10 protein-coding genes and 2 pseudogenes are annotated in these 14407 nt (G+C 35.8%); 1 reads left to right on the forward strand and 11 read right to left on the reverse strand.

Annotated elements, in window-relative coordinates:
- Positions 1-226: 226 nt before the first annotated feature.
- The 4 genes and pseudogenes from BN3326_RS10970 to BN3326_RS22900 form a co-directional block, all read right to left on the reverse strand.
- A complete protein-coding gene (locus BN3326_RS10970) occupies positions 227-3250 on the reverse strand; it encodes an S-layer homology domain-containing protein (protein WP_069999273.1) in 3024 nt (1007 codons plus the stop codon).
- 555 nt (positions 3251-3805) lie between these two features.
- The gene (locus BN3326_RS10980; RefSeq protein ID WP_069999275.1) at positions 3806-4900 is read right to left on the reverse strand and encodes a copper amine oxidase N-terminal domain-containing protein; all 1095 of its coding nucleotides are present in this window, start codon (positions 4898-4900) and stop codon (positions 3806-3808) included.
- A 495-nt stretch (positions 4901-5395) separates the two neighbouring features.
- Positions 5396-6430: a Wzz/FepE/Etk N-terminal domain-containing protein gene (locus tag BN3326_RS10985; RefSeq protein ID WP_083258643.1), complete on the reverse strand. Its 1035-nt coding sequence runs from the start codon at positions 6428-6430 to the stop codon at positions 5396-5398.
- Positions 6431-6552: 122 nt separating this feature from the next.
- Positions 6553-7227: pseudogene (locus BN3326_RS22900) on the reverse strand (IS66 family transposase); the annotation flags it as partial.
- A gap of 31 nt (positions 7228-7258) precedes the next feature.
- Between BN3326_RS22900 and BN3326_RS10995 the strand changes: the two are divergent.
- Positions 7259-7888, forward strand: a pseudogene (locus tag BN3326_RS10995) (IS66 family transposase); the annotation flags it as partial.
- 140 nt (positions 7889-8028) lie between these two features.
- Here BN3326_RS10995 and BN3326_RS11000 read toward each other — a convergent pair.
- The 7 genes from BN3326_RS11000 to murJ all read right to left on the reverse strand — a co-directional run bounded on the left by BN3326_RS11000 (position 8029) and on the right by murJ (position 14341).
- Complete coding sequence (locus BN3326_RS11000) at positions 8029-9069, reverse strand: Wzz/FepE/Etk N-terminal domain-containing protein (protein ID WP_069999279.1); 1041 nt, start codon at positions 9067-9069, stop codon at positions 8029-8031.
- A gap of 84 nt (positions 9070-9153) precedes the next feature.
- Positions 9154-9729 (reverse strand): dTDP-4-dehydrorhamnose 3,5-epimerase, encoded by a 576-nt coding sequence (gene rfbC, locus BN3326_RS11005; RefSeq protein ID WP_069999280.1) that lies wholly within the window; start codon positions 9727-9729, stop codon positions 9154-9156.
- Entirely contained in the window at positions 9716-10579 is an 864-nt protein-coding gene (gene rfbD / locus BN3326_RS11010) for a dTDP-4-dehydrorhamnose reductase (protein ID WP_069999281.1), read from the reverse strand. The genes rfbC and rfbD overlap by 14 nt, the downstream gene beginning before the upstream one ends.
- Before the next feature lie 203 nt (positions 10580-10782).
- Positions 10783-11151, reverse strand: coding sequence for an integrase core domain-containing protein (locus BN3326_RS21455; protein ID WP_171903816.1), 369 nt, complete (start codon positions 11149-11151; stop codon positions 10783-10785).
- Between the two features lie 23 nt (positions 11152-11174).
- Positions 11175-11870, reverse strand: a complete 696-nt coding sequence (locus BN3326_RS21460) for a DDE-type integrase/transposase/recombinase (protein WP_083258645.1) — start codon at positions 11868-11870, stop codon at positions 11175-11177.
- Positions 11867-12163 (reverse strand): hypothetical protein, encoded by a 297-nt coding sequence (locus tag BN3326_RS22385; protein WP_242875986.1) that lies wholly within the window; start codon positions 12161-12163, stop codon positions 11867-11869. Before BN3326_RS22385 ends, BN3326_RS21460 begins: the two co-directional genes overlap by 4 nt.
- A gap of 654 nt (positions 12164-12817) precedes the next feature.
- Positions 12818-14341 (reverse strand): murein biosynthesis integral membrane protein MurJ, encoded by a 1524-nt coding sequence (gene murJ / locus BN3326_RS11025; protein ID WP_069999282.1) that lies wholly within the window; start codon positions 14339-14341, stop codon positions 12818-12820.
- Between the last annotated feature and the right edge of the window lie 66 nt (positions 14342-14407).

Raw genomic sequence — 14407 nt, forward strand, 5'->3', positions numbered from 1 at the left:
AATCACTATCATAGAATCTGTTGTTACGAGATTACCTATTGCTCCAGCTAGATTATATGTTGGTATGTCCTTAAGATTAACAACTAACTCTGTTTTAATTTATTGTTAAAGTATTTAATATAAGATAGATTGATCAATAGGCATACAAAATTCTCTTCTTTCTGGACATTTACTGATCCACTCCATAACTTAAAAACAGCCTCCCTAATAAAGGAGACTGTTTGTACTATTTATTGATTAATCCTGACTCAGTTAATAAGTTTCTAATGGCAGTTAATGCCTCTGCATGGGTGAGCGTTCCTTTAGGTGTAATAGTATCTTCTGTCCTTCCATTAAATACCCCTGCGCTCAGTGTTTTGCTTACTGCTTCATAAGCCCATGTGGCTACTTGCTTTGCATCTTTATATTGCAAAATTCTATTATTACTACCTTCTGGCAGTCTAACTATATCCATAACCTTTGCGTACATGGTCATGGCTTCTTCTCTGGTGATGGCGGCCTCCGGTTTGAATGTCCCGTCAAGGTAGCCTTGGATGATCCCCCAATCATTTGCTATAAGAATACTTGTTAGATGCTTGCTTGTACCAATATCCGTAAACTTATTCTCAATGAATAATCCTTCTCTGTATAACCCCGACGCTCTTACGATATACTCTGCAAATTCTGCTCTTGTTACTGCTTTGTCTGCTACAAAGTTTTCATGGTCTACCAAGATAAGCCTTGATGCCATATCATTGATAACTTTCTCCGACCAATGACCTTTGACCAAATCAACAGCCACCGGGTTCCCGATTACTGCGTAGGTGGAGTTTGTAAGTGAATTAATGCTTGCATACCATTTACCGCCTTTTTCAAATACTACTGTTGGTACGTGGCTGTAAGAACCGTCCTTATTAAAGACAATACCTGTCGTAATATTACTGGGGTCGATGCCTTCTGGTATTTCTATAATGCGTTCTGCAAAACTGTTAAACCTATTGATTTTAAGTTCCTCAACTTTACCATCTGCAGAAGTTATTCTTGCTGTGATTTCAAATTGCACAGGCTCAAATACAATGGTATGCCCAGATGCTTTTGCTTGCTCTTTTAGCGCTTCTATTTCCACCGATGTTATTTTGTTAATGCTGACTTCCACATCAATCGATTGTAAGTTGTCTAAAGAGACACCCATAGTTTGGGCTGCTTTTTCAATGGTGAAGTTTTCAGCATCTATCCGATACTCAATTTTTTCATCTTTGACTGAAAGTTTAAAGTTATTGTCTTCCATCTTTTTAATAACTTCGCCGGTTAATGCTACTCTTATTGTATCCCCTGTGTTTAAAACCGGCACAATGACTTCATTGTTGCCATTATTTATTTTGATGGCTTTTTCGATATGGTTATTCATCTGCTGCGAATCTACTACAACCCTGACTTCTGTTCTCCCATTTATTTCCGTTCTGATTTCTGTCCCTGATTTTTGTATTTCATTGTTTATAATCATTTCTATGTCATTTGATACTGATGGTAACTGTAATAGTGGCAGTGGTGATGAAGATGATCCAGAACTGCTGCCCCCTGTTGATGGTGCTCTATATGCCTCTACTATAACATTAACACTTGGACTTGCATTAAATCCTGTTTTCGCTGCATAGCGCATAGGATACGTTCCCGCTGGTAATCCTATAATTTCCGTTGATGTTACAGGCAGCCACGTACCACTTGAGCTTAACTTATATTCCATGCCTGTTGCTGTCCCTGTTATCTTACCATCACTATTGGCTAAAGATGTAGGTGTTACGCCTATCAGTCCTGTTGGAACTGGCTGATCTAGATTTTCTGTTGGTGGTATTACTGGTGGCGCATCCGATACAACTACATCCACACTTGCCTTTATATTGTTCGGATTTGAAATATTGTTCCCCACATTAAATGTTCCACTAAAAGTATATGTACCTGCAATGTTTCCATTATACGCTGGGGTTCCACCATCCCACGTAATAGCTGCACTTGTGGTTGTATTGTTCAAATACACAGTCCCACTAACTGGTAAATTAACTTCATTTAAACTCGTCCCCTTGGCTACTTTAATTTGGGGAATACTTTCTGCATTTATGACTAAAAGTATGTTATTTTTAATAGATAAATTTGAAAAATCATCTAGTTCATATACGCTCCCAGTAGTTGATATACTATTAATTCCAGTAGTTGTTATATTATTGATTCCAGTTTTCGCATAACTCACTTTAAGACTATTATCCAAAGCTGCTACACTCTCGTTCAAGGTTAAAGTAATGCTTGAACCTGATACCACAGCATTTATTACTTGTGGGTTTGAAGCCGCGCCACTTACCAAAAAGGCCGCCGGATCTGCATACCCATCAGACATCTCTGTATTCATAATTAAACCAATGTGCCTCGTATCAAATGTCTCAGCATTTCCAACAATTTTATGTGTAGAATTATTTGATTCTGTAAAATAGATGTATCCGCCTGCATCAACACTTATACCCCAAGGCGCAAACGTTCCTGTACTAAAAGTCGCCACTTTGGTCCCGTTTTGACTTATCTTTTCAATTGTTCTACTGCCTGATGCGGCTACATAAAAGAACCCATCTTTTCCTAGAGCAACCCAACGGGGTAATGCTATATTTGTTATAAAATCACTAACAGTTGCATCTGGTGTAATTTTTATGACCTTATTATTACTGAGATCTGCAACATACAAATTGTCATCTTCATCAATGGTCATGCCAATAAGTGAACCTGCCCTAAGTCCAGTTGCAAATTCTGAAAAATCTGTACCATCTGTATTCATTTTGTAGATTTTACCACTCCAGTAGCTTACAACAAATAATTTACCTTCGCTGCTAAGTGCAATACCCGTTAGATAATCATAAGAAAAATCTCTGGTAAGTGTCGTATTGCCGCTTGAGTCAACTTTTATAACCTTCGAACCATTGTATTGTGCCACATAAAGGTTTCCCGCAGCATCAAATACCATACCGACAGGCTGACTTATCCCCGATACAAAAGTCGTCTTATTTTGTCCCCCTCTATCCATCTTAATAATTTTGTTGCCACTATATTCCGCAACATAGAGCCTATCATCTTGTCCAATGACAATGTTAACTGGAAAATAATGACCTGATGAAACCGGTATGCCTGAATAAGGTATCGTTGCAGCATATGTAACAGATGGAATAGTGAGGCTTATTGAAAATAACATCATAAAAATAAGTAGTATGCTAATCCTTTTCTTTTGTTTCATTTTGTAACCCCCTCTTTTATCTAGAAGATATGTTATACACGCCTCCATTACCAGAATTCTCACGGTATTATAAATTTAACCTTCTTATTCTATTATAGCAAAAAAAGTCAATATATCTATATAAATGTTGAATTAAACACCTTCACTTTAACGCGTTTATTACAGGCTCAAAAGCAGAGCCTTCGTTTTGCAAGTATAAACCTACTAAAGATAAATTTCTGTTATCATTGCCCCAAAACAAAAAGCAGCAGCAACCTATAACCTATTCTATTCGATAAAACTCAAGGCGTACTCGGTAACTTAGCGAGAGATGAGTCTCGAGCTTGCTCATAATGTTTTTTGTTTCGACCAGAGAAGTCAGCCCAATGATAATCATATTAATGAAGATAATAGCCAATAGCGTATTATTATCTCCAATCATTGAATTAATATCAAATCCCATAATCAATTCTCCTACACGGTCTTAGTAATATACGGTTTAAATGATAACGGGTGCCAATTATCTTGGCACCCGCTTTACTTATAAATATCTTGTATCCTTTTTAAAATGCTCTGTTAATTAGTATTAATAGTATTAATATAAAGTTTGTCATCGTTTGTATAAACTCCTAGAGAGCTTCCAGTTGAGCTGTCTCTGATGCCTCCCACTATGCTATCATATGAACTATATTGACGCTGTATATCTTCTTTAATTTTTTTAAATAAATTTTCCAATTCACTCTTATTATCTGCGCCTAGAACATTCCATTTCCCTCTGTAATCTTCCAAAGTTCCACTTGGTCTAAGTTCGGTAGTAAGTGTAAAAGTAAGAATATCATTTTTCACTCCTAGCTCTATATCGCCAATAGGTATACTAAAACCTATAGTGTTAATCACATTATATTTTTTTTCTAATTCTTTTTCAAAGTCTTTTAAAGAAAAATCAGCGGCTTCATTATATTCATATGCACCCGCCTTACTATATTTGAATGAAGCTCTTTCAAGATCGTTTTTATTATCTTTAAGCGTCCCTCTGATTTCCACTTCTTTATGTGCAGCTGAAATGTCATAACACATTTCTTTTATAAATTGTTTGAGTTCTTCACTCGTTATTTTATCAAAATCAGCTTCATCATAGCGACTGTCATAAGTTACAGTTAGCTCAAGTCTACCTGATACAATCTGTAGATCATATCCCCAACCTACATCATAAGTATTTTTATAATTGGTTTTTATCTTATTTAAAGTATTAACGATGGCCTCTGTTGTTAAATTTTTATTATTACCACCTGCACCTGTTAAAGCTTCCAAATCTTTTTTTGCCATCTCTAATTGTTGTCTAAGCAAAGCATTTTCATAATTAATCGCAGCAATTTGCTCATCAGAATATGTAGAAGATTGTTGTCCATTAATATAGACCGTATTATTACCCCAGTTGACATCTGCTCCCATAATTTCACCAATGGCACGGAGTGGCACATAAGTTATGCCCTCAACCATAAAAGGTTCAGTCTTCAAACTTTTAATCTGACCATTATAAGATATCTTTATATTATTATAAACAGCTTTCAAAGTTTTTGTCATATTTGCAGCCTGCAGGGCAACTCCCGAAAGCATAATACCAAGTCCCAAGGTCAAACACAGCATTTTATTAGTTTTTATTCTTTTCATAATACCCTCCCTCTAAAGATATAATTACACATTATGTATATTTAAACATAGTATATCTAAAATTTACCAATATTTCAATACTTTCATTGCTATTAGCTACATTATTAGTTTCTATCGGTATACCATCCATAACATTAGGATACACTTAAAAAATACTAAAGAAAAAAGGAGTCCTCTCATGCGTAATAATATCTTCATATTACTGCTTATCCCACTATTGATTTGCCTATTTCTTTTAGCTTCCCCCATTGCTCTTTTATCCAGTATGTTACTATTAATTTTTCTTGATCTTAGAAAAACAAAAGAAATTTATTCTATACTTTTTACTGCACTACTATTCTCTTTAGGTTTATTGGGAAGAGCATGTTATTTAGTCATCTTACAAGGATCCCCTATTCCATTTACCGCCTTATTGCGTAGCTTACTCACCTGCAGTCTCACCCTAACTGTATTTATACTACTCAAGTTCATGTTTTATATTTATAATGAGAACAACTAACTAATATATAATAAAAAAGGAGTCATTATGACCCCTAATCCTTCTTTAACCATTCCTTTATCAAAACTATCACAATACCTAACGCCCCCCCAAACTATACCGAAGGCCACATTGAGTACATTCTTAGGACTTGTCTTTTGGCTAGGCGATACAGGAGGCGACGGTAAATAAACACTGGTTTCAACTATACCTATTACACTTGATTTGAGGCTCCCAACTTCACCTGTCTTATAATAGTTTTCAATAGTTTTCAGTTCACTGTCTAGTTCTTCTAAATGTTCATTGTAGAGCCTCATAATATCCTCTATACTATTAATAGTTTGTTTAAGGATGATGATATCACTTTGTACTTGTGTATGGTTAGGATTATTTATATTTTCAACAACTATATAATTACCAGCATTGGCTGTACTGACCCCTACGCCTTGCAAGGCTTCATTTTGATTGATGTTCTGAGGAATTTCTACTAATAGGGCTTCATTTCGCTTTAAAAGTTCCTTATTGCTTTTTAATGCAGCTTCTTCGGCTTTTAACGCAATCCTAAAGCTGTTGTGAAAATGGTTTATAGCCCTTTCCTTAGTCATAATGTCCAAAAACTTGATATAATTGTCATACAAAGTTTCAGCTAGCTTTAAGGCCTCCTCGGGACTGCCCGCTGATACTTTGATTTCAAAACTGTTTTGCTTAGGATCTGATTTTGCTCCTGTCTGGCTTATAGTTATTCTTTTTCTTAATCTTTCTACAGATAGTTCTTCTGATTTATACGCCATATGTGAGAGGGTATTAACGAGTACATTATTGCTTGTAATGAGGCCTATATACTGCTCATTTGTTGTAATGGGTAAAGTATACTCTCCATATTTCGTATTATAAATCTCCGGCATATTTATGATGATATTTAACTTGACATCATAAACAGGGGATAGCATAAATACACTATATCGTCCTGAAAGCATGGCTACTATAAGTGTTATGGCTATAGTGATATATTTTTGCTGCCATAGGGTAAAAATTAACTTCTTTATATCTATTTCATCTTCATACTGCTGTCTATTTAACTGATTGTCGGTAAGCGCATAATAAAAAGGTGTATTTTGGAATACAAAAAAGTCCGCTAAACTTAGATTTTTTTACTCTAAGTTTAGCGGACTTTTTATTTGCAGTCTTTTTGAACTTCTTCGTTCCAAGGCAGGAAGTTTTCCAGCTCTTCAGGATAATTTTTAAAGTCTATATCTCGCATATACTCTAAAAGATAAGTTAGATATTTATAGACGTTTAGGTTATTAGCCTTTGCCGTTTCTACAAGACTATAAATAGCTGCACTAGCATGGGCACCTTTTGGACTGACTGAAAACTCCCAGTTTTTTCTCCCTATAGTAAATGGGCGAATGCTGTTTTCAGCAAGATTGTTGGAGATTGAGCATCTGCTATAGATTTATACTTAAAACTTACTTGACAATCTACATCTGCCATCTAGTAAGTAGTTTTCCATATATTTTTTCTGATTCTTTGCATAGGTAACAGCCTTACCTAGTCTGGATCCATTTAGTGGATTTAAAGTACCAAGCCAGCACCAAAAAGCCTCTAATACTGGTTTTTCCAGTTCAAGACGCTTTATCTTTCTTTCATCTGCCGAAAGATCAACAAGAGTTTTTTCTATGTTAAAGAGTTTATTGCAATAGTCACGGCCTAGCTCTCCATTACTGACTTTTAACAGTTTGTTAGCATTAGAGGGCATAGCTTCTACAAAGTATCTTCTAAGGTGACTCCAGCACCCACATCTGATGATACCTTCTACTTTTTCATAGCCAGCGTAGCCATCTGTATTATCTTGATATCAGTATAATACTGACGGTTATGATGCTTATCATAATCTTGCAAATATGATTATTATATGCGGGTGCCTTGCTCATGCGAGAAGAAAATTTGAGGAAGCTCTTAAATCTATCCCGAGTTCAGAACAGTTAGGATCACAAGCGCTTATTGGTAAGAGTTATTGCGATAAACTATTCCGTATAGAAGAAGAGATAAAAGAACTATCTATTGAAGAAAAATATGAGAAGCGCCTTGAGCTTGCAAAACCAGTTTGGGACGCCTATTTAGTGTGGCTAAAAACAGTTAATGCGCTTCCAAAGTCAGCTTTGGGAAAAGCGATAAATTATAGCTTAGGGCAATGGAAGTATCTGCAGAACTATTTACTAGACGGCAGATGTGAAATTTCGAATAATAGAGCTGAACGCAGTATCAAGCCTTTTGTTATAGGAAGAAAGAACTTCCTTTTTGCAAATACCCCCCTTGGTGCAAAAGCTAGTGCAATAACTTATAGTATTATCGAAACAGCTAAAGAAAACAGGCTAAATCCCTTTGAATATTTACGATATCTTTTTGAGGAACTGCCAAATGTAGATTTTCAAAAAAATCCTGATGTACTGCAAAAGTATCTTCCTTGGGCAAATCTTCCGCAAGAATGTTATAGTAAGAAAAAATAATCTAATAAATAGCTCCAGAACCTTTGATGTCTGGAGTTATTTTACGCTTACCTTACAATTAATGGTACTATTTTCTTCGGAGCCAATGTAAAAAGGATGCAAGGGCAATCTCCTATCAGATTGCTTCTGCATCCTTTTTCTTAATCTTTTTTGAACCATTCTCTTACAAACACTATCATAACTCCTAACATGCCCCCAAGTACTATCCCAATGGCAACATTTAGTGCATTTCTCGGGCTTGTCTTTTGAGTTGGCGCTACAGGTGGTGAAGGCAGGTAGACACTGGTTTTGACTACACCTATTAAACTTGATTCAAGCTGGCCAATCTTACCATCTTCATAGTATTTTGTAATAGCCTGTTTTTCACTATCAAGCTCTGCTAAATATTCGTTATGCATCCTTATAGAATCTTCTATACCATTTATGGTTTGTTTATTGAGTATGATATCATTCTCTACTTTGGTATAGTTAGGATTAATAATGTTTTCGAGTACTACAAAATGACTGGTATTTGCTGACCCTGACGCAATTTCTTTTATGGCTTCTTTTTGATCAATCGTCTGTGGTATTTGGGCAAGGAGCTCTTCATTCTTTTTCAAAAGTTCTTGATTACTCTTTAATGAAATTTGCATTTTTTTAAGCTCAACATTGAAATTGTTGTAATAGTATCCTACAGCCCTTTCTTTGGTCATCACGTTTAAGAATTCTATGTAATTATCATATAATGTTTGAGCAAGCTTTAATGATTCTTGAGGAGTACTTGCTGATACTGTTATGTCAAAGCTATTTTGCACGGCATCTGCCTTTGCAGTTACTTGTCCTATAGCTATTTTCTTTCTTAAATCATCTACTGATACTTCTGACGCCTTGTAACCCATCTGTGAAATGGTATTTATGAGCACATCATTACTTTTAATAAGATTAATATATTGCTCGTTGGTGGTAATAGGCAGTTTATATTCCCCATACCTTGTATTATAAATTTCAGGCATATTTATTACGATATTTAATCGTGTATCATAAACAGGTGATAATATAAACACACTGAATAATCCTGCCAAAATGGTAGCTATAAGGGTAGTGCTTATGATGACATGCTTTTGCTTCCACAAAGTCAAAATAAGTTCTCTTAGGTCAATTTCATCTTCATAATGTTGTACGTTCAACTCATTTTCGCTCATTTTTTCCTCCTTAGTTATTGCTCTTATAATCTTAATGTAGCCTTTATAAGTGTATCATTTCAAATGCCCATTTGCAACCTGTTCTTAATTGTAAATAAAAGGTTTTTCTTTTCTCCTAAACGTTTTGAAGCTTTGCTGTGAATTATCCTTTTCCGATAATACGACTTCATCAACCTTTTCCAAAGGCCACTTTATACCTATATCAGGGTCATTCCGCACAATGCCGCCGTCATACTCCGGCGCATAATAATCTGTACATTTATACTGAAAAACAGCTACATCGGAAACTTCCAAAAAGCCATGGGCAAAACCTTGCGGCACATACAACTGCCTTTTATTCTCCTCTGCCAGCATAACTCCATGCCACTGCCCAAAGCTTGGAGAACCCTCTCTTAAATCAACAGCCACATCAAAGACTTCACCTTTAACAACCCTCACCAGCTTCCCTTGAGTATGCTTCATTTGGAAATGCAGTCCTCGAAGCACACCTTTTTTGGACTTACTTTCATTATCCTGAACAAATTCCATTGTAAGTCCTGCTTCAAAAAAGTCACGTTTTGAATAACTTTCCATAAAATATCCTCGGCTGTCTCCAAAAACCGTTGGTTCTATAACATATAAATCTCTAATGGGCGTTTCGATAAACTTAAATTTCCCCACTGGATGCCTCCTCATTTTCAAGATAATCCCTTAAAGCCTCTTCCCAATGTCTAAAGTGATTTAGACCATAAAGCTTAAGCATAAAATTATCAAGAACACTAAAACGAGGTCTTTTAGCAAGACTTACAAATTCCTTGCTTGTTATAGGGTTTACTTTTATATCTATATGCTTAAGGGCAAAGATCATACATGCAAAATCATGCCACGAGCATTGTCCTTCACATGTTGCATGATAAGTTCCGTAATACGCTGTCTGCATTAAGGCAATGATCACCCCCGCCAGATCTTTGGTTGAAGTAGGACTGCCTATCTGATCATCTACTACATTTAGCTCTTTATGTGTCTCGGCTAACTTTAGCATCGTTTTTACAAAGTTATTCCCCTCTCCATAAAGCCAGTCTATGCGAAGTATAAAATGCTTTTTGCAAAAGGTTTTCACATACTCTTCACCTAGAAGCTTACTACTTCCATAAATACTTTGCGGAGCGGCCTTATCATCTTCACGTCTTGGCTCTGGATTATTTCCTTCAAAAACATAATCCGTAGAAATATGCACAAGCTTAGCTCCTATCACTTCACATGCTATAGCTAAATGTTTTGCACCTAATGCATTTACTCTATAAGCATCTTCTATATCCTGCTCACACCGGTCAACCGCTGTATGTGCTGCACAATTAATCACTATATCAGGCTGCTTAGATAGCAACACTTGTTTTACCTTTTCTAAATCTGTAATATCTAGGGTATCATGATTTGTACTCATAATCTTATAAGCACCCTCTTTCTCATACAACTGTCTTAGTAGCTCTATGCCTAATTGTCCCTTGCCGCCTGTTATTAGCACTTTCATGTTGTGCATCCTTTCTCTTGTTTGTTCTCTCATAAAAATTGTGTTAGAGTTGATGATTTTATTTTGGAGAAACAGATCCACCTTTCATGATCTTATCTAGTACATCCCTCAATTTAGCTGAGGAAGTGCCTTGAGTGTAAGGGAAGTAAACAATATCTACTCCCAGAAGTTGTCAAGCTAGTTGTCCAAAGCAGTATAGGTTTTTAAGATGCATTTGCTCCTTGATCTTTCTTTGTGTCAGATTCTTCAGACTTATCAGGGTTCAAATAGACTCTATCCTCAATAGACCAATTTCTCGTGGTGGTTGTCCACCTTTCTGGATGCTTAAGTTTAGCTGATTTGCAGACTAACTCCCTTTTCTTGAGTGCATTAAGTCCATGATCAGACGCGTGACGTTGATTCGGTGTTAAGAAGCTTATACCGCTATGACGGTGATTATTATTATACCATTCCACAAAATTATATACCCATTTACGGGCTTCTTCTAGCGAAGAAAATCCTTTTGGCTGATAATTACACCGATTCTTTAGTGTTTTGAATAGACTTTCTGCAAAAGGGTTATCATTGCTCACTCTTGGACGGCTTCTTGAAGGTGTTATCCCCAAGTTAATAAGGTTTCAAGCATAGTGGCCCCTTTCATAGGGCTGCCATTATCAGAGTGTAGAACCAATGGATGTTCCCTAGTGGTTAGTTTTTCAGCTATAATAGCCCTGCGTATAAGCTCACTTGCATTTTCAGCAGAAGCAACCTCCCAAACTTCCCATGCTACAATTTTTCTGCTGAAAAGATCAGATATCATATATAAATAATAATGCCGTCCTTTAATAGGCCCATTGAGGTATGTGATATTCCATGTGTAGACTTGGTTTGGTGCTTTTGCTACATGAGTAGATACAGGGCATTTAACAGGTTCCTTACTGCGACCACGATGATGTTGTGCATTACATTCTTTAAGTACTCGGTAAAAAGTCGATTCGGATGCAATATATACACCTCTATCAGCTAAGATGGGTACGATTTGGCTAGGTGGTAAACTGCTGAATTCTGGTATATTTACATTGTTGATAATTTCTTGTTTTTCTTGTGGAGTTAACTTATTATGTGGCGTTGGACGAACTGTAATAGTTCTTTTATCCACATACTTATTGTTCTTATTAAATGAAGTTATCCACCTTTTATAGGTTCTTTGACTTATTGCAGCCTCTTCACAAGCGATGGATAGACGTGCCCCGCTTTTAACAGCTTCGTTAATGAGCACCACCACCTTTTCACGTAATTCTGGTTCTGTCATTCGTCCTCGTCGTCTGTCCCCAGTAATGTGTTTAGCTTTTTTCTAAGCACTAGTATAGCAGCTGCTTCAGCTAAAGCCTTTTCTTTACGTTGAAGTTCTTTCTCTAAAGATTTTATTTCTTTATCACGTATTTTAACTTCTTTATTAAGACGAGAAGCTTCCTCAGCGACAACGCCATTAGCTTGAATACAGATGTTTTTCCATTCCTTTACTTGTTCAACATAGAGACCCTTTTGACGACAGTACTTAGAAAGCTCTGTTTCATTCACACTTGCTATCTCTATGACAATCAAAAATTTATCCTGACTGCTCCAACGTTCACTTTCTTTAGTTCCAACAGGGAGCTGCTTGACCCGAAGTGCGAACTTGGTTTCTCCAGGTAGTTAAAGTTTTAAAACTAGTACCTGTCTCTTTTGATTTCTTAGACAGTGATTCATTATTTTAGGGTAACATGCGTAGAACAATTTTTTCTTTGAATTCATTGCTATAGCTTGCCATGTAGTTGTATCTCCTTACATTGTTATAGTTTTACTGTACTATTTTTACAGCTCCATGACAACTATTCTAACACCTAGGGGAATTGCTAGAATTGCTTAATAACCTTCTCACAGCTGGAATCACCTGTATCATACTAACACTATTATAGCCGCATCTCAGGATTGTAAATCATATTTAGTTTTCCAAGATATCAAGCAAGCAACTGCTCTGGCAAAGATGTGACTGCCTAATCTAAGTATCTTTAGTCATAAGAGCATCATTCGGCTCATCCCCCGAATAACCCAATACCCTTCTCACAGCTGGAATCACCCAATCAAGCTTACACAGTTATATGGCTAATGTTGAGATCGGAAGCTAGTGCTCAGGTGAAATAGGGACTGGGGGATTAGGGATTTATCATTATAAGCGCAATTCACCATAGTGTTTGATTGATCAGATGAATGTCTGATTTAAGCAGCTCCTCTTCCAAGTTTTTTCTTAATCGCTCCAACGATTACTTCAACATCTTCAATCTTCATAAAATAGATAACCACAAAATATGATAATGCACCTACTCCGATTGCCAGTACAAGCGAAAGGTTCTGCGATAAAGTAGTCCTTAGGTAATTGAAGCTAAGTTTTGCTAATACCCCCATAATTAATGAGGAAAATAGGATTTTTAGGAATGAAATGCTGATTTGCTTCATGCCGAATGGGCCTATTTTCTTTCTGAGGCTTATAAATAAAAGAGCCGTAGTAAATATCGCGGCTATAGAAGTTGCTAGTGCTAAACCCCCAATACCAAGATAACGTGATAATATAATATTAAGAATAATATTTACAACCATGCCAATGCCCGCATTAACCATAGGTGTTTTCGTATCTTGGGAAGCATAAAAAACCCTAGAAAGTACTTCGCGAAGCCCGAATCCCATCATTCCTAACGAATAAAAGAAAAGTGCTGATGCTGTCATACTAGTAGCATTCAAATCGAACGCCCCTCTACCAAACACCAGATCAACTATTTGATGTGCAAACAACATGGAGCCAAAAGTAATTGGAATAATCAAAATATTTATACTTGTTATTATTTCAGAAACTATACTTTTTAACCCCTTAACATTTCCAGCTGCAACTAATTTTGATATTAGAGGATACATTACAGTAGCAATTGACATAACAAATATCCCTTGAACAAAAGTATTTAATCTATTCGCATAGTTTAATGCAGATATTCCACCAACTGAAATAGTAGAAGCTAATGTCCTATCAACCAGAACATTTATCTGATTGACTGAAACACCTATTATAACAGGTATCGATAAATAAAAGATCTTTCTTAAATTCTTATCCATGAGAATTTGATTTGGTTTGAATTTAAAGTTAAACTTCTTAGTAAAAATCAAAACAAGAAATAGTTGTGAAATCAGTGACGCGACAATTCCTAGCGGTAAAAAAATTGTCCCAAATGTTGAACTTAACCAAATTGAAATAATTATAACAATATTGTTCGGGATTCCTGCAAAAGCTGGTATATGATAGTTGCCTTTTATATTCAAATAACTTGATAATAAATGAAACGATACGGAAAGAAAAATCCCAAACATTGATATCCTTGTGAACATAACCGCTAATTCTAATGTTTCTTTATCAAATCCCATAGCAAATGCTTTAACAGCTGGGTATGCAAAAATATACATAAATACTACAAGTATACTACTAATCGTAAGCAAAATTAATAACAAATTACTTGTAAAGGTATCAGCGTCACTTGTCCCATTATCTTTTTCAATATTACTATACAAGGGGATGAAACTTGTTGCAAGCCCCACGCCTATAAAAGAGAATATAAAACCTGGAATAGTATAAGCAATTAAATATGCATCGCTAATAGTGCTTGCGCCATAATAATAAGATAAAACAATTTCTCTTAAAAAACCAAATATTTTTGATATCAATGTAATTAGTACTATAATAAATGCTGTTTTTTTCATACTAAATTTTCAACCTTAATTCGTTCCATATTTATGCAGATTTGCATATGAATCATCTCCATTTTC

The organism is Cellulosilyticum sp. I15G10I2, assembly GCF_900095725.1.
Classification (GTDB): Bacteria; Bacillota; Clostridia; order Lachnospirales; family Cellulosilyticaceae; genus FMMP01.

Excerpts from the sequence above, each read along its gene's own strand:
- BN3326_RS10970 (WP_069999273.1), bottom strand. The coding sequence starts at position 3,250 with ATGAAACAAAAGAAAAGGATTAGCATACTACTTATTTTTATGATGTTA.
- BN3326_RS10980 (WP_069999275.1), bottom strand. The coding sequence starts at position 4,900 with ATGAAAAGAATAAAAACTAATAAAATGCTGTGTTTGACCTTGGGACTT.
- BN3326_RS11000 (WP_069999279.1), bottom strand. The coding sequence starts at position 9,069 with ATGAGCGAAAATGAGTTGAACGTACAACATTATGAAGATGAAATTGAC.
- rfbD (WP_069999281.1), bottom strand. The coding sequence starts at position 10,579 with ATGAAAGTGCTAATAACAGGCGGCAAGGGACAATTAGGCATAGAGCTA.
- BN3326_RS21460 (WP_083258645.1), bottom strand. The coding sequence starts at position 11,870 with ATGACAGAACCAGAATTACGTGAAAAGGTGGTGGTGCTCATTAACGAA.
- murJ (WP_069999282.1), bottom strand. The coding sequence starts at position 14,341 with ATGAAAAAAACAGCATTTATTATAGTACTAATTACATTGATATCAAAA.